Origin of the sequence: Paraburkholderia sp. BR14374 (genome assembly GCF_040948685.1) — a bacterium.
GTDB lineage: Bacteria > Pseudomonadota > Gammaproteobacteria > Burkholderiales > Burkholderiaceae > Paraburkholderia > Paraburkholderia youngii.
Window position 1 is genome coordinate 171,773 of the sequence record NZ_JBFPKF010000006.1, and the last position, 19,895, is coordinate 191,667.

At 64.7% G+C, this 19,895-nt stretch carries 20 protein-coding genes and 1 pseudogene; 9 read left to right on the top strand and 12 right to left on the bottom strand.

All coding sequences use genetic code 11. From position 1 onward, the window contains the following. The first annotated feature begins 2 nt into the window (after positions 1 to 2). From AB3X86_RS16645 to AB3X86_RS16670, 6 genes are all read left to right on the top strand, one after another. Positions 3 to 512, top strand: coding sequence for a ferritin-like domain-containing protein (locus tag AB3X86_RS16645; RefSeq protein WP_368596796.1), 510 nt, complete (start codon positions 3 to 5; stop codon positions 510 to 512). Positions 513 to 655: 143 nt separating this feature from the next. Further along, positions 656 to 1,528, top strand: a complete 873-nt coding sequence (locus tag AB3X86_RS16650; protein ID WP_368596797.1) for a formate/nitrite transporter family protein — start codon at positions 656 to 658, stop codon at positions 1,526 to 1,528. 134 nt (positions 1,529 to 1,662) lie between these two features. Then, on the top strand, positions 1,663 to 1,923 hold the full coding sequence (locus AB3X86_RS16655; protein ID WP_368596798.1) for a hypothetical protein: 261 nt from the start codon (positions 1,663 to 1,665) through the stop codon (positions 1,921 to 1,923). 172 nt (positions 1,924 to 2,095) lie between these two features. Then, entirely contained in the window at positions 2,096 to 2,863 is a 768-nt protein-coding gene (locus tag AB3X86_RS16660) for an inositol monophosphatase family protein (protein ID WP_368596799.1), read from the top strand. Between the two features lie 136 nt (positions 2,864 to 2,999). After that, positions 3,000 to 3,221, top strand: a complete 222-nt coding sequence (locus AB3X86_RS16665; RefSeq protein ID WP_176120751.1) for a dodecin family protein — start codon at positions 3,000 to 3,002, stop codon at positions 3,219 to 3,221. Between the two features lie 603 nt (positions 3,222 to 3,824). Continuing rightward, the gene (locus AB3X86_RS16670; protein ID WP_176384238.1) at positions 3,825 to 4,214 is read left to right on the top strand and encodes a DUF6232 family protein; all 390 of its coding nucleotides are present in this window, start codon (positions 3,825 to 3,827) and stop codon (positions 4,212 to 4,214) included. 72 nt (positions 4,215 to 4,286) lie between these two features. On the opposite strand, the gene AB3X86_RS16675 is transcribed toward AB3X86_RS16670, so the two are convergent. Further along, positions 4,287 to 6,740: a glycogen/starch/alpha-glucan phosphorylase gene (locus AB3X86_RS16675; protein WP_368596800.1), complete on the bottom strand. Its 2,454-nt coding sequence runs from the start codon at positions 6,738 to 6,740 to the stop codon at positions 4,287 to 4,289. Positions 6,741 to 7,414: 674 nt separating this feature from the next. Here AB3X86_RS16675 and AB3X86_RS16680 point away from each other — a divergent pair. Further along, entirely contained in the window at positions 7,415 to 8,785 is a 1,371-nt protein-coding gene (locus AB3X86_RS16680) for an MFS transporter (RefSeq protein WP_368596988.1), read from the top strand. 142 nt (positions 8,786 to 8,927) lie between these two features. Here the strand turns inward: AB3X86_RS16680 and ltaE are convergent, their stop codons facing one another. The 3 genes from ltaE to AB3X86_RS16695 all read right to left on the bottom strand — a co-directional run bounded on the left by ltaE (position 8,928) and on the right by AB3X86_RS16695 (position 11,409). Then, a complete protein-coding gene (ltaE, locus tag AB3X86_RS16685; protein ID WP_368596801.1) occupies positions 8,928 to 9,935 on the bottom strand; it encodes a low-specificity L-threonine aldolase in 1,008 nt (335 codons plus the stop codon). 203 nt (positions 9,936 to 10,138) lie between these two features. Continuing rightward, positions 10,139 to 10,933, bottom strand: coding sequence for a peptidoglycan DD-metalloendopeptidase family protein (locus tag AB3X86_RS16690; RefSeq protein ID WP_368596802.1), 795 nt, complete (start codon positions 10,931 to 10,933; stop codon positions 10,139 to 10,141). Between the two features lie 164 nt (positions 10,934 to 11,097). Next, positions 11,098 to 11,409, bottom strand: coding sequence for a cupin domain-containing protein (locus tag AB3X86_RS16695; RefSeq protein ID WP_176120746.1), 312 nt, complete (start codon positions 11,407 to 11,409; stop codon positions 11,098 to 11,100). Positions 11,410 to 11,638: 229 nt separating this feature from the next. Here AB3X86_RS16695 and AB3X86_RS16700 point away from each other — a divergent pair, with 229 nt between their 5' ends. Then, on the top strand, positions 11,639 to 11,959 hold the full coding sequence (locus AB3X86_RS16700) for a hypothetical protein (RefSeq protein ID WP_013091261.1): 321 nt from the start codon (positions 11,639 to 11,641) through the stop codon (positions 11,957 to 11,959). Positions 11,960 to 12,114: 155 nt separating this feature from the next. Here the strand turns inward: AB3X86_RS16700 and AB3X86_RS16705 are convergent, their stop codons facing one another. From AB3X86_RS16705 to AB3X86_RS16735, 7 genes are all read right to left on the bottom strand, one after another. Beyond that, positions 12,115 to 12,450 carry a DUF4148 domain-containing protein gene (locus AB3X86_RS16705; RefSeq protein ID WP_368596803.1) on the bottom strand — a complete coding sequence of 112 codons (336 nt, stop codon included), beginning with the start codon at positions 12,448 to 12,450 and terminating at the stop codon, positions 12,115 to 12,117. Between the two features lie 273 nt (positions 12,451 to 12,723). Next, entirely contained in the window at positions 12,724 to 14,133 is a 1,410-nt protein-coding gene (gene gndA / locus AB3X86_RS16710; protein ID WP_368596804.1) for an NADP-dependent phosphogluconate dehydrogenase, read from the bottom strand. A gap of 285 nt (positions 14,134 to 14,418) precedes the next feature. Next, positions 14,419 to 15,027 carry a DUF938 domain-containing protein gene (locus tag AB3X86_RS16715; RefSeq protein ID WP_368596805.1) on the bottom strand — a complete coding sequence of 203 codons (609 nt, stop codon included), beginning with the start codon at positions 15,025 to 15,027 and terminating at the stop codon, positions 14,419 to 14,421. 33 nt (positions 15,028 to 15,060) lie between these two features. After that, a complete protein-coding gene (locus AB3X86_RS16720; protein ID WP_368596806.1) occupies positions 15,061 to 15,678 on the bottom strand; it encodes a pyridoxamine 5'-phosphate oxidase family protein in 618 nt (205 codons plus the stop codon). A gap of 46 nt (positions 15,679 to 15,724) precedes the next feature. Next, a complete protein-coding gene (locus AB3X86_RS16725; protein ID WP_368596807.1) occupies positions 15,725 to 16,594 on the bottom strand; it encodes an NAD-dependent protein deacetylase in 870 nt (289 codons plus the stop codon). Positions 16,595 to 16,623: 29 nt separating this feature from the next. Beyond that, positions 16,624 to 16,899, bottom strand: a complete 276-nt coding sequence (locus AB3X86_RS16730; protein ID WP_368596808.1) for an oxidoreductase-like domain-containing protein — start codon at positions 16,897 to 16,899, stop codon at positions 16,624 to 16,626. A gap of 93 nt (positions 16,900 to 16,992) precedes the next feature. Next, on the bottom strand, positions 16,993 to 17,757 hold the full coding sequence (locus AB3X86_RS16735; RefSeq protein ID WP_368596809.1) for an SDR family oxidoreductase: 765 nt from the start codon (positions 17,755 to 17,757) through the stop codon (positions 16,993 to 16,995). Between the two features lie 275 nt (positions 17,758 to 18,032). Here AB3X86_RS16735 and AB3X86_RS16740 point away from each other — a divergent pair, with 275 nt between their 5' ends. Next, a complete protein-coding gene (locus tag AB3X86_RS16740; protein WP_368596810.1) occupies positions 18,033 to 18,866 on the top strand; it encodes a polysaccharide deacetylase family protein in 834 nt (277 codons plus the stop codon). Positions 18,867 to 18,901: 35 nt separating this feature from the next. Here the strand turns inward: AB3X86_RS16740 and AB3X86_RS16745 are convergent. Further along, a pseudogene (locus AB3X86_RS16745) lies at positions 18,902 to 19,722 on the bottom strand (DUF2252 family protein). Positions 19,723 to 19,895 lie beyond the last annotated feature (173 nt).

A 19,895-nucleotide genomic window follows, 5' to 3' on the forward strand; every position in this document is an offset into this window, starting at 1 on the left:
ACATGACTACACCACAGGAACATGTCGTCGACTGGCTGCGCGACGCCTACGCGATGGAAAAGCAGGCGGAAACAATGTTGAAGGCGCAGTCGAAGCGCCTCGACCACTATCCGCTTCTCAGGGAACGCATCGACAGGCATATCGAGGAAACGCTCTCGCAGCAGAAGCTGCTCGAGTCGTGCCTCGACCGGCTCGGTTCGAGCCCTTCGGGCATGAAGGATCTGACGGCGCGCATGTCGGCTTTCATGCAGGGGGCTGGCGGCATGGCGGTCAGCGATGAAGTGATCAAAGGCGGCATGGCCGGGTACGTATTCGAGCATGTCGAAATTGCCGCCTACACGACGCTAATCGCGGCAGCCAACGCCGCGGGCGACATCGAGACCCGTCAGGTTTGCGAGCAGATTCTGCCGCAGGAAGTCGAAATGGCGAAGTGGCTGCTTGAGCACCTGTCGGAGACCGTCACACAATTCCTTGGCCGCTCTGCTGCGGACCGCGACGAGGCGAAAAGGTGACACAGATGGGATTCGAGACGCGGAATCGCGTCGCCAGGTAAGCACTTTGGCCTTTGCGACGCGATCCTCATCGGACAGCGGAGTGGCTTCGCCGACAGCGTTATCGGCAAGGCGATCGCGATAAACAACCCGGAGCATTGCGAATGTCAAGCCAGCCCCGAACAAACGACGATCACCCGGCAGGACATGCGTCGCCCCATCTCGATGACGAGGAGCGCGACCAGGCTTCCGCGCACAGTTCACCTCGCGCGCTGGTGATTCACGAAATCATCCGGGAGGAAGGCGAGACGGCGCTTGGCCGAAAGCCGCTCGCGTTGCTGTGGTCCGCGTTGGCGGCCGGGCTATCAATGGGTTTTTCGTTTCTGACCCAGGCGGTGCTCGAAAGCAAGACGTCGTCTTCCGGTCACGGCGGCATCTCGCTGACTGGCGCCGCAGGCTATTGCGTCGGCTTCATCATCGTCGTGCTCGGGCGCCAGCAACTATTCACCGAAAGCACGTTGACCGTGCTGCTGCCGGTCCTGACGAGGCGCAGTCTGCCGGTTGCCGCTATCGCGCTGCGGCTATGGGTGATCGTACTGGCCGCGAATCTGGCCGGAACATGGATCTTCGCCGGAATCCTTACGCTGCCGACGTCGTTCGGGCAGAAGCTTGCGCCGGTTCTCGATCAGTTGTCGCAAGCCCCGTACGGCTCGACCTTTGCTTCCACGACCATGAAGGCGGTTCTCGCGGGCTGGCTAATCGCGCTGATGGTCTGGCTGCTGCCGAGCGCGAGATCCGCCGCCGTGCTGATCGTCGCGGTCCTCACGTATGTTGTTGCAGTGTGTGATCTGGCGCACGTGATTGCTGGCTCAGTGGAAGCGGCGTACGCGGTGCTGCGCAGCCATGCCGCCGTGCAGGACTATCTACTGCGATTTTTCGCGCCGACGCTGCTAGGTAACGTGGTGGGTGGCGTCGCGCTCGTCGGGCTGCTGAACCATGCGTCGATCGCGCCCGAGATGACAGGCCGCGACGGCTGATCTCGGCCACGCGCGGCGCATCACGACCCGAGCCGACATGATCCAGGCCACGCCAACGATGCTCCTTGACGGCACGAGCCGTGCTACGCGGATGGGTATGTAGTTCCGGAGCGCTTCCCAAACTGGAGATCGTCATGAAGCTGATAGCGGCAGGAGTGAGCGTAATTGCATTGATTGCCAGCGCTTACGCGTTTGCGCAAACCAATACCGGCAGCGTGCAGCCGAAGCCGGATGCGCACAGCGCCCAGCCGGGTACCGCTGGGCAGAGCATGAGCCGTGCCGCGGACGCCGGTACCAGCAAGCCGGCGAGTGGCACATTGATGCAAAAACGCGAAAGTGGCATGTCGCCCCAAGGCGCGTCCGGCTCTAACGCGACCGGCGAGATGAAGCAGTGACGACAAGGCGAGGCACAGCTCCTTCGTGAGTGGGACCGTTTGTGCGACAGCCAACGTTCCGCTTTCCCGTGGCAGGGTCGGCGCCACGAGGGGACACTCAGGACTTGCCCGCCGGACCGGTACAGCGGGTTGCAACGGTGCGGAACCACTGACGGCATCAGGAGGTAGCAACATGACACCAACGGATACCTGCAGGTTTCTGGACTCGCTCGGCGACGAAGCGCGAATCCTCGCGTTGAAGCACTTCAGAACGAGGTTCGACGTTACAACGAAGTCCGACGCGACTCCCGTCACAATCGCGGACCGCGAGATAGAACGACGGCTTCGTGAACTCATCCTGTCGCGGCATCCATCGCACCACCTCGTGGGCGAAGAGGAAGGCGGCGAGACTGGAGACGGAACAACCTGGGTGATCGACCCCATCGACGGCACGAAGAGCTTCGTATCGGGTCTTCCGCTGTTCGGGACGCTCGTCGCGGTACTCGAAAGTCGACTTCCTGCCTACGGCCTGATTGAAGTCCCAGCACTGCGTGAGCGCTGGATAGGCTACGGCAATAGCACTGTTCTCAATGGCACTCCGTGCAAAGTCAGTTCATGCACGCGATTGCGCGATGCCCGACTCTGCACAACCGACCCACAGATATTTATCGGTGAAGCGTCACGGGCCTTTTCAACGCTGTCGGGTTCTGTCGCAATCTCCCGGTTCGGAACCGACTGTTACGGTTACGCCTTGTTAGCCTCGGGTTACATTGACCTCGTTGTGGAAGCAGACCTGGAAATTTACGATGTGATGGCGCTAGTGCCTGTCGTTCGGGGCGCGGGTGGCATCGTTACTACCTGGTCGGGTCATCCAATCACTGAACGTTTCGATGGTACGGTCGTCGCGGCTGCGACTCCCGGGTTGCACACCGAGGCGCTTAGAGTCCTCGGAACACCGTAATCGCATCACCGGCGCTACTCAACGGATATCAGGTCAGATGCAAGGTGTCCACGTCGGACATCTGCACACGGATTAGCGAGACAGGCACGCGGGTTGCGCGACGTAAAAATCGCCCATTCCATCCTGGAGAGAGATCATGGCCGCAAGCACACAGTCCAGCGTCTACAAGGTTACAGAAATTGTCGGCACGAGTCCGACTTCCTGGGAGGAGGCTGCGAAAAATGCTGTAGAAACTGCTGCTAACTCGCTTCGTGATTTGCGAATCGCCGAAGTCTGTAAGCTCGACATGAAGATCGACAACGGCAAGGTGGTTGAATATCGGACCCGGGTATCCGTGTCGTTCAAATACGAGACTTGAGAGCTCGGCAAAGATCCTGTTGCTCAACGAACTGATCGCAAGACCTGACGAACTCGAACGTGGCGCGCCGGGCTGCTAAAAAACCGCGCACAAATGAAGCCGAAACTGCAGCCCACGCCAAACACCGCAAGATTGGCCAGGACACGGTTAACCCGCCCTTTGTAAATCTGGGGTTCTGATAATGCACATAGCAGACAACTAAGACGGCGAGCAATCCAGCGATGAACGACATGGCCGCAATCAGTTGACCTTCCTCTCCTGCAGTACTCGCGACTCCGGATTGCTAATCGCTAGCGTGGAGCATTCCCGCTCGCGATTCCCGACTAATGCCTTCAGGCCGGAGCCCCTCAAATAAAGACGCTCAGATGGAATTCTGTCATTACCGAGCGCCGCGCATCGACGCCGTAGATCATTTCAACGCATATTCTCCCGTCGCGCTCTCTCCAAACCGGGTTTTTAATCAGAAAATCGCCTAACTCGTTTTTTTGTCCCCAAAATCACCCCTTGCAGCACGGGCCTGAGAGAGAACGAAAAACTCCCTAACTTTAAAAATTTGAACGAAGTCTGCTACGCTGCGCGCTTCACCACCCTTGCATTGAAACGATGGAAATCCCATTCAACGATCGCGGCGTGTCGGTCACGCGCAACGCCCTCTCGGCCGCGGGTCAGGTCTTCCCGCTGCGCGATATCGTCGACGTGCGGGTCGTGACCGTGCAGAAGAACAAGGTCGTGCCGCTCGTGATCTCGGCGGCGGGGCTGATCGGCGCGATCGTCGGCGGTGTGCTGCATTCGGCTTCGGGACTCGTATCCGGGGCGATGCTGGTCGTGGTCGGCTGGCTGACCTGGGCGAGTCAGGACGTCACGCATCGGTTGATGGTCAAGACGGCCGACGGTGAGCGCGAGGCGCTGATGAGCACGGATCGCGAGTTCGTCGAACGCGTCGGCGAGGCCGTGCATCGGGCGAAGGCCGCGGCCGCCGCGCCGAAAACATGACGCGGCGCGTCGATCGAACATGAAAGAGCCGTGAGCGACTGATCGACGCCAGCGCCGCACGGCTTCTCCGGCTCAGTCCAGACTGAGCGGATTCACGCGCCAGATATTGCGCGCATACTCGCCGATCGTGCGATCCGACGAGAACAGCCCCATCCCCGCGACGTTCTCGATCGCGCTTTCGGCCCACGCGTGCTTGTCGACGAAACGCGCATCCACTGCGTTCTGCGCCTTCGCGAACGCATCGAAATCGGCGAGCACCATATAGTGATCGCCCCAATCGACCAGCGTGTGAAAGATATCGGAGAAGCGCAGCGGATCGTCCGGCGAGAAGAAGCCCGTGCGAATCTGATCGAGCGCGGTGCGTAATGCTTCGTTTTCCTCGTAAATCCGCCGCGGCCGATAGCCGCTTGCGCGCAGATCGTCCACCTCGTCGGCGCTGTGGCCAAAGATGAAGATGTTCTCGCGCCCCACCGCGTCGCAGATTTCGATGTTCGCGCCGTCCATCGTGCCGATCGTCAATGCGCCATTGAGCGCCAGCTTCATGTTGCCGGTGCCCGATGCCTCGGTGCCGGCCATCGAGATCTGCTCCGACAGATCGGCCGCCGGAATGATCAGCTCAGCCACACTCACGCCGTAGTTCGGCACGAACACGACCTTCAGCCTGTTGTCGATCAGCGGATCGTGATTGACCTTCTCGCTAACGTCGCCGATCAGCTTGATGATCGTCTTGGCCATCCGGTACGCGGACGCGGCCTTGCCCGCGAAGAGGACGACGCGCGGCACCCAGTCGCGCTCCGGATTCGCGCGAATCTCGTTGTAGCGCACGATCACGTGCAGCACGTTGAGCAACTGGCGCTTGTATTCGTGAATGCGCTTGACCTGCAGATCGAACAGCGCGTTCGGATCGAAGTGCAGCTTGGTGTGCTGCGCGAGCCGGTGCACGAGCCGCAGCTTGGCCTGTCGTTTGGCCTCACGGAACGCGTCGACGAACTCGTCGTCCTTGCGCAGATTGCGCAGTTGCTCGAGCTCGAACAGATTGCTGCGCCAATGCGTACCGATGCGCGCGTCGATCAGCGACGACAGCGACGGACTCGCCTGCGCGAGCCAGCGGCGCGGCGTGATGCCGTTGGTCACGTTGGTGAAGCGGTCGGGATAGAGGCGCGCGAAGTCGGAGAAGATGTCGCGCGTCATCAGCTGCGAATGCAGCTTCGACACGCCGTTGACCTTGTGGCTCGCGACGATCGCCAGATACGCCATGCGCACGCGCCGCTGCCCGTATTCGTCGACGAGCGAAATGCGGCGGATCATATCGACGTCGTGACCCGACTGTTCGCTGACATGCTTCAGAAACTGCGCATTGATTTCGAAGATGATCTCGAGATGGCGCGGCAGCAGGCGCGACAGCATTTCGACATCCCATGTTTCGAGCGCCTCGGGCATCAGCGTGTGATTCGTGTACGAGAAGATCTGCGTCACGTGTTTCCACGCCTTGTCCCACGGCAGGTTATGCACGTCGACGAGCAGGCGCATCAGCTCGGGAATCGCGAGCACCGGGTGCGTGTCGTTCAGATGCACCGCGACCTTCTCCGAGAAGCGTCCGAACGTGCTGTGCGTGCGCTGATAGCGGCGGATCAGATCCTGCATTGTCGCCGATACGAAGAAGTACTCCTGGCGCAGCCGCAACTCGCGGCCGGCAGGCGTCGAGTCGTCCGGATAGAGCAGCCGCGACACGTTCTCCGACATGTTCTTGGTGTCGACCGCGTTGCGGTAGTCGCCGCGATTGAATGCGCCCAGGTCGAGCTCCTCGGTCGCGCGCGCGGACCACAGGCGCAGTGTGTTGGTCGCGTCGGTCGCGTAGCCGGGGATCACGGTGTCGTACGCGGTCGCGTTCACGTGCTCGGTGTCGATCCATTCGGTCTTCTCGCCGCGCTGCACGGTACGGCCGCCGAAGTGCACCATGTACTTGATTTCGGGCCGAGGAAATTCCCAGGGGTTACCGGCGCGCAGCCAGTAGTCGGGCGCCTCGACCTGCTCGCCGTTGACGATTTCCTGACGGAACATGCCGTACTGGTAACGGATGCCGTAGCCGAAGCCCGGAATGCCGAGCGTCGCCATCGAGTCGAGAAAGCACGCGGCGAGCCGGCCGAGGCCGCCGTTGCCGAGCGCGGCGTCGGGTTCGATATCGATCAGCGCGTCCATGTCGACGCCGAGGCTCGCGAGCGCCTCCTTCATCTGATCGTGAATGCCGAGCGCGAGCAGCGCGTTGGTAAAGGTCCTGCCGATCAGAAACTCCATCGACAGGTAGTAGACCCGCTTCACGTCCTGCTCGTATTGCAGGCGCGTGGTCTTCATCCAGCGCGCGACGAGCCGGTCGCGCACGGCCAGCGCGGCCGCATGCAGCCAATCGTGCGGGTGAGCGGTGATGGCGTCCTTGCCGACGCCGTACATCATGCGATTCGAAATTGAGCGCCGTAGCGCGTCGACGGTACTGTGGAGCTGGTCGAATTCCAGATCGACGGTCGTCATCGAAGCCTCCGGGAAGTTCGACATGGCAGACGCGAACCGCACGGAAGACGGACGGGAGGCGCGTGCCTGTCGGAACGGTTAAAAAAACAGAGTAGGACATTTTGGGGATCTCGCACATCGCTGCGCAAGCGGACGATGACGCATATGCCGTGCCCAGTGAACTCGCCAGTTGCAGTGCAATGGCGCGCGGCCGATGCACGGATGCAGTGCAAAACCGCACATCGATTATTTTTTCGATGCATGACGGGCGAATGAAGCCGCGAATTCCCTAACTGTGTGATCGCATCGGGCCCCCCGTTCTGCCGGACGGTTCGACCGTACGCGTGTGGGATTCGATCTGGGGCCTTGGCCGATTTGGAGATGTCGGGCGCGGTTGACGGTTAGTTGCGTTACTGTCAGATCCCAGCGCTTCTTCTTCGCCCGCCTGCCCGCCTCCCTGCACGATCGTGCCGTCTCTGCAACAATCGCGACGTTGCGCCGCCGCACCAGCCGCCACGCTCATCCGCCGTGGTCCGGACAGCGCGCCACCTCGCCCACAACGAATCCGCCGTGCGCGCGCCGCCTCTCTGGAAGCGGCCGACAGCGGCATGCCCAACCCGACGAGCCACGCCTTGTCCGATAAGTTCAGCTCTACCGTCGGCGTCTCCACGCCGGCACTTCCCGCCGACGGCCCGATGTCGGCCGCCAATCGCCGCGCGATGGCCGCGATCATGCTCGCCGTCGCGCTCGCCACGCTCGATACCGCGATCGCCAACACCGCGCTGCCCGCGATCGCCGGCGACCTGCACGCGGCGCCGGCCGCGTCGGTCTGGATCATCAACGCGTATCAGCTCGCGATGGTCGCGACGCTGCTGCCGCTCGCCGCCCTCGGCGATATCGTCGGGCATCGGCGTATCTATATCGGCGGCATTGCGCTTTTCACGCTGAGTTCGCTCGGCTGCGCTCTGGCGCCGACGCTGCCGCTGCTCGCCGCCGCGCGCATCGTGCAGGGCCTGGGCGCCAGCGCGATCATGAGCGTCAACACCGCGCTGATCCGCTTTCTGTACCCGCCGCATCGGCTCGGTCGCGGGCTCGGCACCAATGCGCTGATCGTCGGCGTGTCGTTCGCGGTCGGGCCGACGGTGGCGTCGCTGATTCTGTCGGTCGCAACGTGGCCGTGGCTGTTCGCGGTCAACGTGCCGCTCGGCGTCCTCGCGCTGAGCTTTGCGATGCCGGCGCTGCCGCATACCGCGCAGGGCCGGCATCAGTTCGATCCGCTGGCGGCGCTGTTCAACGTGGTCACGTTCGCCGCGCTGATCTTCGCGCTCGGCGAGGCGGCGCAACGCGCGTCGATGCAGATCGTGCTCAGCGCCGCGGCGCTCGCCGTCGTGTTCGGGCTGCTGCTGATTCGCCGCGAGGCGGGTCACTCCGCTCCGATGCTGCCCGTCGATCTGTTCAAGCGGCCGGTGTTCGCGCTGTCGGCGGTGACGGCCGTCTGCTCGTTCGCCGCGCAGAGCCTCGCATTCGTGTCGCTGCCGTTCTATTTCGAGGACGTGCTGCTGCGCAGCCAGGTCGAAACCGGCTTCCTGATGACGCCGTGGCCCGTCGTGGTCGCGCTTGCCGCGCCGCTCGCGGGCGGCCTGTCGGACCGCTATCCGCCGGGGCTGCTCGGCGCGGTCGGGCTCGCGGTGCTGTCGGCGGGGATGGCCTCGCTGGCGATGCTGCCCGCCCATCCGCACGTGCTCGACATCGGCATCCGCATGGCGATCTGCGGCGCGGGCTTCGGCTTTTTCCAGTCGCCGAACCTGAAGGCGCTGATGGCGAGCGCGCCGCCCGAGCGCAGCGGCGGCGCCAGCGGCATCGTCGCGACCGCGCGGCTAATCGGCCAGGCGACCGGTGCCGCGCTGGTCGCGCTGTGCTTCGGCATCGCCGGACGCCAGCATGGGCCGACGCTCGCGCTCGGCCTCGGCGCTTTCTTTGCCGGCGCGGCGAGCCTCGCGAGCGGCTTGCGGCTCTTCGCGCCATCGCATCGCGCGGGCGTGCAGGCGAAGGCGGCGGTCAAGTGAGATGTGCGCCGGACGGCGCGTGAGACGAGGATAAAGCTTGCAGGAAGCGCGGCTCGAACGAACCGCGCATGATTTGAAGCCGGTGCGGGAAGACGAGGCGGCAACTACGCGAGCCGCCTCGCTTCCGACCAATGCAGCGCGATCAACGTGCCGCGAAATACCCCTTCACCGCGCCAATGAACGTGTCGATATCGTCGCGCGACACATCCATGTGCGTGACGAAGCGCGATGCATACAGCATCTGCGTGAGGATGCCACGCTCCTTGAGCCATGCCTCGAGCGGCGCGCAATGCTGCTGCGGAAACTGCGCGAACACCATGTTCGTTGCGAGCGACTGCACCTTCACCTGCTCGATGGTCTCCAGTCCCGCCGCCAGATGCGCGGCGTTCGCGTGATCGTCGGCAAGACGCTCGACGTTGTGATCGAGCGCATACAGGCAGGCGGCCGCGAGCACCCCAGCCTGGCGCATGCCGCCGCCGAGCACCTTGCGCCAGCGATGCGCGACGTCGATCAGCGCGCGGCTGCCGACCAGCACCGAGCCGACCGGCGCGCCCAGTCCCTTCGAAAAGCAGATCGACACCGAATCGAACGGCTCGGCGAGCGCCGCGACTGGCTTGCCCGACGCGACCGCCGCGTTGAACACGCGCGCGCCGTCGAGGTGGGTCGCGAGGCCGCGCTCGCGCGCGAGCTGCGTCGCGTCGGCGACGTACTGAGCCGGCAGCACCTTGCCGCCGATCGTGTTTTCCAGCGCGACGAGCCGCGTGCGCGCGAAGTGATCGTCGATCGGCTTGATCGCGGCGGCGATCTTGTCGAGCGGGATCGAGCCGTCGGCGGCGTTTTCGAGCGGCTGCGGCTGGATGCTGCCGAGCACGGCCGCGCCACCGCCCTCGTATTTGTAGGTGTGCGCAAGCTGGCCGACGATGTATTCGTCGCCGCGCGCGCAGTGCGCCATCAACGCGGCGAGGTTGCTTTGCGTGCCGCTCGGGAAGAACAGCCCCGCTTCCTTGCCGGTGCGCTCGGCCAGCGTGGCCTGCAGACGCAGTACGGTGGGGTCGTCGCCCCAGACGTCGTCGCCGACTTCGGCCGCCGACATCGCCGCGAGCATCGGCGGAGTCGGGCGGGTAACGGTATCGCTGCGCAAATCGATCATTGTGTGTCCCTGTGCGTCCATGGATGACAACCTACGGCAGCCGGCCGCGCGTGCGCTCCGGGAGGAACGCGTACGCGCCGGCAAACGAGCCATACAGTGTATTCAATTCAGGCGACGCTGAAAATCGGCGCGTCCCCGCAAGGCGCGCCGATCCGACTGCGAGGAGTCGATAGACACTGAATCAATAGACGCGACGCGGCCGCTCAGCCGCCCGGCTTGGGCAGCCACTGCAGCGGATCGACCGGCTGGCCGTTCTGGCGCACTTCGAACTGGATCGACGCGGCACCGCGGCTATCGACCCCGACCTCGCCGATCGTCTGCCCTTGCGCGACCGCGTCGCCTTCCTTGACGAGCAATTGGCTGTTCTGGCCGTACGCGGTGATCAGCGAGTCGTTGTGCTTGATGATGATGAGCGGGCCGTAGGCTTCGATGCCGGTGCCTGCGTAGACCACGCGGCCGGTCGCCGCGGCCTTGACCGGATCGCCGGGTTGCCCGCCGATCACGATGCCGTTGTATTTGCCCGGCGCGAACGCGCGCAGGATCGGCCCGCGCAACGGCCATTGCAGCACGCCCTGCTGGGGCCCGGCCGCGGGGGCCGCCGCACCGGGGACGGCGCCCGGCGGCACGTTCGCCGTCGCGCCCGGCGCAGCCGGCGTCACTGCAACGGGCGGCGTGACCACGCTGCCCGAGGCCATCGGCGGAGAAACGCGCAGCACCTGACCGGGCGCGACCGCCGCGTTGACCGGCAAGCCGTTCCAGGCCGCGATTTCCTGCGGCTTGCGTCCATATGCCGAGGCGATGCCGGCCAGCGTGTCGCCCGGATTGACGCGGTAGAAGCCGGCGGGCACCGGGACGGTCGCGAGACTGGTCGCGCTCGACGGCGCGTTGTTGTAGAACGGCGTGCTTTCCCACGGCATCGTCGTGCAGCCGGCGATCGCCACGCCGAGCGCCGCCGCGATCAGCGGGCGGATGGCCGTCGGTTGCCATTGTTGTGTCATCTGATTTTCCTCGACGTGTGTCTCGTTCCGATTCAATCGACGCCGCTGCAATTGCCATGCCGCCACGCTTGCGCAAGGTCGCGGCTGTCTGTTGCCGCCTGGATATTATGCGCGAGCCCCACACGCGCGCCGCGCTGGCGCGCGCCGTCAAACTGCCGTGTTCTTCAGACGCTTCCTTGCGTTTCGACGACCAGCACCCGTGCCGCGCCGAGCGGATGCGCAACATGCTCGGTGCCGACCGTCGCGTAGAACACGTCGCCGGTTTCGAGCACCGTCGAACGTTCGACGCCGTCTTCGCGATAGCGCATCTCGACGCGCCCGTCGAGCACGGCGAACACTTCCTCGCCGTCGTTCACGTGCCACTTGTACGGCTGGTCGGTCCAATGCAGACGCGTGGTGATGCCGTTCATGTTCGCGATGTCGAGCGCACCCCAGGCACGCGGCGCGGTAAAGCTTTTGCTGCGGATGATCTTCATGGTCGATGAGCAATTGGCAAGCGCGCAAACCCCGCGGGCGGCGCCGTCCGCCCACGGCGACGGCGCTTGCGCGGCTGGCCCTATTATAGGTCGCATGGCCCGCGCGTCTCGGCGAGCAAGCCGCCACGGCCGATTCGTCCGATTGTTGCGGGCAATCGGCCATCGCCTATACTCAGTCAAGCCGCGCGGAGCAGTTCACGACAACGTTGGGATTCTGGGAGGAATGAGGATGAACAAAGCCACCTTTCTGGCCGTGCAACTCAACGTCGACGATGTGGCGGCGTCTGCCGGCCTCGTCGAGCTGCTGAACACCCACCTGATTTTCGCCGCCGACGTCGCCGAGGCCGCCGATGCGCTCGTGCAACTAGCGAGCGTCGCGAGGCTGTCGAGCGGGGTCGAGGCGAGCGTCGAGCTGCCCGCGGTGGCGATCGAGCGTCTGCGCGAGGCGCTCGACAATCTGAGCGGCTACGACGAATCGTGGCTTCTCGCGCTGGAGCCGAGCCGCGCGCTGTTCGATGACATCGGCCGGCGGCAGCGAACCCTGCATTGACGCCAACCCGCCGCAGCACGGCGCCGTAAACGACAAAACGCCATCCGCTCGAACTGGATGGCGTTTTTTCTTGCCCGCCGCGCTCGCGCTATTCCACGAAGCGGCGTCTACAACGGACCACGACTACACACTACACCTGCGCACTTCTACTGCGATCAGCTGCCGAAGTACACCGAGTTACGGTTGGCCTTCGCCGGAATGACGGCGTGGCCTGCTTGCGACGTGCCGGCAGCCGGAGCGCCGTAGCCGCTGGTGTCCGCGGGGTTGGCTGCGACGGCCGTGCCGCGCTGCGCATCGACGCGTGCTTGCGCTGCCTGGATGTCGGCCGGGTAGTTGACGTCGTTGGCGGACGGGTTGTAGCCGGCCTGTTCGAGTTGGATCAGTTGAGCGCGAACCTGAGCGCGCGTCACCGGCTGGCTGGCTTGAGCGAACGAAGCGACCGGAACAACGAGGGCGGCGGCGACTGCAACTGCGGAAATCAGGGTCTTCATGATTGACCTCCAAAGGACTTGTTGTGGTGCGCTTCGGGGTTTCTGCATTTCCCTCAGCGATTGAGAACAAGTTTAGAGGCGTCACGATCTAGGGTAAACCCTTAAACCCGCGAAACTCTATTCCTACTAGCGCAATAATCATTTCGCATTTGCTTATGATTACAGCTAACCATCGATATATTTGGCAATAATGCGCCGCCTGCTTGCCGATCCAAACGGAACAATGGCCCGGCGCGCTGTCACCATCGCGCGCCGGGCCGTTTTTTCAACCGCTTAGCTCCACTGTGCGTGGAAGCTGCCTGGCTTATCGATGCGTTCGAACGTATGCGCGCCGAAGAAGTCGCGCTGCGCCTGCACGAGGTTCGCGGGCAGACGCTCCGAGCGGTAAGCGTCGAAATACGCGATCGCCGACGCGAACGCCGGTACCGGCACGCCCGCATTGACCGCGGCCACCACGACTTCGCGCAACGCCGGCTGGTAGTTCTTCGCGATGTCGCGGAAGTACGGATCGAGCAGCAGGTTCGCGAGCGCCTTGTCCTTCGTGTAGGCGTCGGTGATTTTCTGCAGGAAGCGCGCGCGGATGATGCAGCCCGCCCGGAAGATCTTCGCGATCGTGCCGTAGTCGAGATCCCACTTGTACTCTTCCGACGCTGCGCGCAACTGCGCGAAGCCCTGCGCGTACGAGATCACCTTGCTGAAGTACAGCGCGCGGCGCACCGATTCGATGAACGCCTCTTTCGCGCCTTCGAGCGGCTTGGCCCGCGGCCCTTCGAGCACCTTGCTCGCGGCCACGCGCTGCGTCTTCAGCGACGACAGCACGCGCGCGAACACCGCCTCGGTGATCAGCGGCAGCGGCGCGCCGAGGTCGAGCGCGTTCTGGCTGGTCCACTTGCCAGTGCCCTTCTGCGCGGCACGGTCGAGAATCACGTCGACGAGGTCCTTGCCGGTTTCGTCGTCCTTCTTGCTGAAGATCTTCGAGGTGATTTCGATCAGATAGCTGTCGAGCTCGCCCTGGTTCCACTCGGTATAGACCTTGCCGAGTTCCTCGTTCGACAAGCCGACGACCTGCTTCAACACCGCATAACTCTCGGCGATCAACTGCATGTCGCCGTACTCGATGCCGTTGTGCACCATTTTCACGAAGTGGCCCGCGCCGTCCGGTCCCATGTACGCGACGCAGGGCTCGCCGTCGGGCGCCTTCGCGGCGATCTCGGTGAGGATCGGCGCGACGAGGTCGTACGCATCGCGCTGGCCGCCCGGCATGATCGATGGGCCTTTCAGCGCGCCTTCCTCGCCGCCCGACACGCCGGTGCCGATGAAATGCAGACCGGCCTTCGCGAGTTCCTGGTTGCGGCGGATCGTGTCGGTGAAGGGCGTGTTGCCGCCATCGATCAGGATGTCGCCTTTTTCGAGCAGCGGCTTAAGCGAGGCAATGGTTGCGTCGGTCGGCTCGCCGGCCTTGACCATCATCAGAATGCGGCGCGGCTTTTCGAGCGAGTCGACGAACTCTTCCAGCGTGAAAGCCGGCACCAGTTTGCGGTCCGGAAATTCGGCGATGAGTTCGTCGGTTTTCGCGCGGCTACGGTTGTAGACCGACACCGCGTGGCCGCGGCTCTCGATGTTGAGCGCCAGATTGCGGCCCATCACCGCCAGCCCCACCACGCCGATTGCCTGTTTGCTCATTTGAATTCTCCAGAGTCCAATAAATGTCGTGGCGCCGCGCTGCAAAAACACCGGCGCGGCGTCGAGGGTGAAAGGATAAAAGAAATGCGCGCCTGCCGCTTGATGGCGGGCAAGCACGCCGGTTGCTCGTGCTGCTGCGGTGCTCCTGCCGTGCTCCAACTTGCGCGTAACGCCGGGTAGACAGGTATTGTGCGCGCGTCGGCGCTTGCGCGGAGGGTTCGGCCTGGAATCGGACTGAGGTTTGGCGGACGACACGAACGAATGCACGACCCGTCGATCTTCCCGCTACCCCGCCCGCTTCCTGAACACCAGACTGAAGTTGTTCGCGGGCATCGCGACCACCCGTTCGCACGTGAGTCCCGCCGCGTCGCCGAGCGCAACGACCGCTTCCATATCGCGCACTCCCCATTCGGGATTGCGACTCTTCAGCCACTGCTCGAACGCTTCGTTGCTCGGTGCGGTATGCGCGCCGCCGCGCCGGTAAGGACCATATAGATAGAGCACGCCGCCGTCGACGAGCCGCCGCCCCGCGCCGTCGATGAGTGCCTGCGCCGCGCTCCACGGCGAGATGTGGATCATGTTGATGCAGACCACCGCGTCGAGCGCATCGACGCCCCAGTCCGGCTGATGCACGTCGAGCGCGAGCGGCGCGCGCACGTTCGCGAGCCCCGCGTGCGCGGTCCATGCGGCAATCGACTCGCGTGCTTCTTCGTCTGCGTCGCTCGGCTGCCAGTCGAGACCGGGCAGCGCGCCGGCGAACCAGATCGCGTGCTCACCGGTGCCGCTCGCGATTTCGAGCACGCGGCCGCGCGCCGGCAGCGCATCGCGCAGCACGGCGAGGATCGGTTCGCGATTGCGTTCGGCGGATGGCGAATGTTGCCGGGCATCGGTCATGGTCGGCCTTGCGTTTCGGTTTTGCGACTTACGTTAGTACAGCGTGGCGCGCACGCGTTCGGGAAGCTCGCGATCGTAGGCGGCCGCGTCGAATTTTTCGCCATCGTTCGCGGCGAAGATGTGTTGCAGGATCTCGCCCGTGCTCGGCAGTTGCGAGCGCTCGATGTGACGCGCCGAGTCCCACAGCCGCGAGCGCACGATCGCCTTCGAGCAATGAAAGTACACGGCCTCGACGTCGATCAGCAGCACGGTGCGCGGCAGTTTACCGTCGACGGCGAAACTGTCCAGCAGCGCCGCGTCGTTCGAGATTCGGCCGCGGCCGTTCACGCGCAAGGTCTCGCCGACACCGGGGATCACGAACAGCAGCGCGACGCGCGGATCGCCGATGACGTTGCGCAAGCTGTCGAGCCGGTTGTTGCCGGGGCGGTCCGGCAGCGCGAGCGTGCGAGCGTCGACGACCCGCACGAAGCCCGGCGCATCGCCGCGCGGCGAGCAGTCGAGACCGGCGGGGCCGCTCGTCGCGAGCACAGCGAACGGCGCGGCCGCGATGAACGCGCGGTAGTCGTCGTTGACATAGGGGATCTCTTTGCGCAGAGAGCGCTCGGCTGGCTGTGCGTAGAGGGCTTCGAGTTGTTCGATCGTCGTCAGCATGCGGTTTCCTCGGGTTTTAATTGTGGTTCGCGGAAGGTACTCGTTTTCAAGCGCCCGCCAGCAACCCGGCGAGCGCGCTCAAGGTGTCGCCGCACGGCGCGGCCACCTTCAGCGACAACAGCGGATCGGCGCGGGTGCGGCCAAGATTGATCGCCGCGATCGGCTTGCCCTGGCGCTGCGCCCACACGCAGAAGCGGTAGCCGGAATACACCATCAGCGACGAGCCGGCCACCAGCACCGCGTCGGCCGCATCGAGCGCATGCGACGCCGCAACGACCCGCGCCTTCGGCACGTTCTCGCCGAAGAACACCACCGATGGCTTCAGCAGCCCGCCGCAATTCGAGCATGCCGGCACGCGAAAACCGCCGAGATCGTGCCACTCGAGATGCGCGTCGCCATCGGCGGCGGCTTCGGCCGTGACGTCGAGCAGCGCGGGGTTATCGGCTTCGAGCGTCTGCTGGATCGCCGCGCGCGAATGCTGCATGCCGCAGTCGAGACAACTGACGCCGTCGATGCCGCCATGCAGCTCGATCACGTCGCGGCTGCCCGCGCGCTGATGCAAGCCGTCGACGTTCTGCGTGACCAGCGTCGGCACGTGACCGACCGCTTCGAGCCGCGCAAGCGCGACATGCGCGGCATTCGGTTGCGCGCGCGCGACCAGCGGCCAGCCGACCATGCTGCGCGCCCAGTAGCGCTGACGCATCGCCAGCGTGCCGAGGAACTCCTGCAGCGTGATCGGCGGCGAGCGCTTCCATGCGCCGTTGTCGTCGCGATAGCCGGGAATGCCGGAGTCGGTGCTGATGCCGGCGCCGGTCAGCACGAACAGGCGCGGATGACGCTGCACGAAGCGATGCAGATCGTCGAGCGTGTGCGGGTCGGCGAGGGATTCGGTCGGCGTGAGCTGAAGGTCGGTCATGACGGGGGACGTGGAGTTGCTTGCGCGCATCAGCGGTGTGGGTTCGGTTTTCCGCGCCGGGCTGTCGAGCGACGCGCGTCCGCGTGCGGCTTCGACTTCGCGCCCTGCGTGTCCAGCCGCCGCGCTGGCCGCGCTTTCTGCGCCTGCCGCTTCTGCCATGCGGCCAGCGCGATCTCGTAGCGCTCCAGCGCTTCGTCGTAGAGATCGAACACGCACTGCGTGCAGCCGCTGTGACAGCAGTCGTCGAGATCGGGCCGCACGGGCGGCTGCGGCGGCGGGTCGTCGCTGGGTTTGGCGCGTGGCACGGCGCTTGGTTTGCCTGGAGAGACGGCGGAGCGCCCAGTATAAGTTGAACCCGCGCGCGCCGCTCCCGCTTGCGAGACGGTGCTGCGCGCCGCTCAGCCGCGCCCGACGAACGGCATCTTGCTCGCCATGATCGTCATGAACTGCACGTTCGCCGACAGCGGCAGGCTCACCATATGCAGCACCGCGTCGGCGACATGCTGCACGTCCATCAGCGGCTCGACCGCGATTTCGCCGTTCGCTTGCGGCACGCCGCGCGCCATCCGCGCGGCCATCTCGGTTCCCGCGTTGCCGATGTCGATCTGCCCGCACACGATGTCGTATTTGCGGCCGTCGAGCGACACCGCTTTCGTGAGCCCGGTGATCGCGTGTTTGGTCGCCGTGTAGGCGGCGCTGTTCGGACGCGGCGCGTGCGCGGAAATCGAGCCGTTGTTGATGATGCGGCCACCGCGCGGGTTTTGCGTCTTCATCAGCCCGAACGCCGCGCGCGTGCACAGGAATACGCCGTTCAGGTTGGTGTCGACGATCGAGCGCCATTCGTCGATGCTCACTTCGTCGAGATCGACGGGCGAGCCGTTGCGTCCCGCGTTGTTGAACAGCACGTCGAGCCGGCCGAAGCGCGCGCGGATCGTGTCGAATAGCGCGGCGACGCTGTCGGCGTCGGTCACGTCGCACGACACCGCGAGCGCTTCGCCGTGCTGCGCTTGCGCTTCCTGCGCGACCGCATCGAGCGCGGCCTGGCGGCGTCCGGCGAGCACCACGCTATAGCCGTGCTTCGCAAGCGTCAGCGCGCACGCGCGGCCGATGCCGCTGCCCGCGCCTGTCACCAGCGCCACTTTGCCGTTTCCTGTTTGCCACATCGCGCATCTCCTGTCGTATTGGGTCGCGACGCGCGCGTTTTCCGGCAATCGGTCCGATCGCCATCGACACGCGCGCCGCTTTTCGCTCCGCACCATACAACAGCGAATCGGCGATCGCAAACCGCGGGAGTCTTTCAGCGCGCTTTCGCCGGGTACGTGGCCGCCGAGCGCGGCACGTCGACGCGCGCAACAGTGGTATCGTTCGCGGTTGCGCATCGCGCGCAAGATTCACAGCCTTCCCTGGACGGACGAAGGCGTACTGGAAGCACGTTTCGATGAATGAATGCCCGAACCCGTCGCGCCGCTGGCCGCGTAGCCGCAACTCCGCACTGCTGAACGGCACGATCGGCTGGCACGTGATCGTGCTGATCGGCGTGGCTGTTGCACCAGCCGCGTGGCCATGGTGGCTCGCCTCGATCATCGCGAATCACGCGCTGTTTACGATCACCGGACTGTTGCCGCGCACGACGCTGCTCGGACCGAACTGGACCCGACTGCCCGCGAGCCCGCGCAACGCGGATGCGATCGCGCTGACCATCGACGACGGCCCCGATCCCGTCGTCACGCCGAAAGTGCTCGATCTGCTCGACGCGTTCGACGTGCGGGCGACGTTCTTCTGCATCGGCTCGAAGGTCGAGCGCTATCCGCAGCTCGCGCGTGAGATCGTCGCGCGTGGACATGCGCTCGAAAATCATTCGCAGGTGCACGTGCATACGTTTTCGGTCACGTTTCCGCACGCGTTGACGCGCGAGATCGCCGCGGCGCAACGCACGCTCGAATCCGTCAGCGGCGCGCGGCCGATGTTCTTCCGTGCGCCCGCCGGACTGCGCAACCTCTTTCTGGAGCCGGTGCTGCGCAAGCTCGATCTGCGTCTCGCCGCGTGGACACGGCGCGGCTACGATACGCGCGAGCGCAACCCGCACGTGGTCGCTCGGCGGCTGCTCGATGGCCTCGCCGCGCGCGACATCCTGTTGCTGCACGATGGCAACGCCGCGCAGACGATCGAAGGCCAGCCGCTGATTCTCGCGGTGCTGCCGAGCGTGATCGAAGCAGCGCGCGAGCGGCATCTGCGGTTCGTCACGCTGCGCGAAGCGCGCGTCGATGCGTGACGACACGCGTGAAGTGACACTCGGCGCGAACAGCGCTACACGCGAAATTCCGCCGCCATCTCCTCATCGGTACGCGCTTCGAGCTTGCCGGCGCGACACGCTTTGATGAACACCTCGTAGTCGCGCTCGACCTGATCCGCGTAGGCACTCGCGTAGCCGCTCAGCGCTTCGGCGAACTGATCGCCGCGGCCGATGTACGCGCTGATCTCGATCGCCTGCCCGCTCGCCTTCGCATGCGCGCGCGCCATGATTCCATGGCACGCCGCACCGCGCGCCGGCGCTCGGGCGTCAGTGCGATCTCGGCCATGCGGTCGAACGTGATGCGGTCGTACCACAGATCGAGCGCGCCGAACTGCGCGTATTGCGCGACGCGATCGCGATACGTGCCGACCGCGGTCATCACGAGACTCTCGGCAGTGCCGCGGCTCAGGCGCATCTGCCGCGCGGCCACGACGAGGCTCGCGCACAGGCGTTTCAGGTCCCATTCGAACGGGCCGATCGAGACTTCATCGAAATCGTTCAGGTCGAAGACCAGTTGCCGCTCGGGTGTCGCGAAGCCGCCGAAATTCATCAGATGGCCGTCGCCGCAGATCGGCAGGCTAAGACCGCTGTCGTGCACCTTGCTCAGATCGTGCGCTTGCAGAATCGCACTGCCGCGAAGAAACGCAAGCGGCGAGGCTGCCATGCGCCCATAGCGCAGCGGCACCAGATTCTCGGCGCGCTCCGCGCTGCTTCGTTTCAGCAGCTCGATCGGATCGCGGTGCAACTCGCCGACCGCTCGATGGCTCGAGCGTTTCGAATGCTCGCGTGCGGCGCGGCCGCGCGCTTCCCGTTCGGCAATGGTGCTGGCTCTCATGCTTTCTCTCCGCTTCTTTGCGATTCTTCAACCGGCGACGATAGAGACTGCTTGCCGCGCGTGGCGCCGTTAATAGCGAGGCGGCAGTCGCGATCATAACGGGTCGGAACACAACACGGTTAAGCGCGTTCGTCGTCAGCAATCCGACCTGCGTAGTACCCCGTAGTATTTTC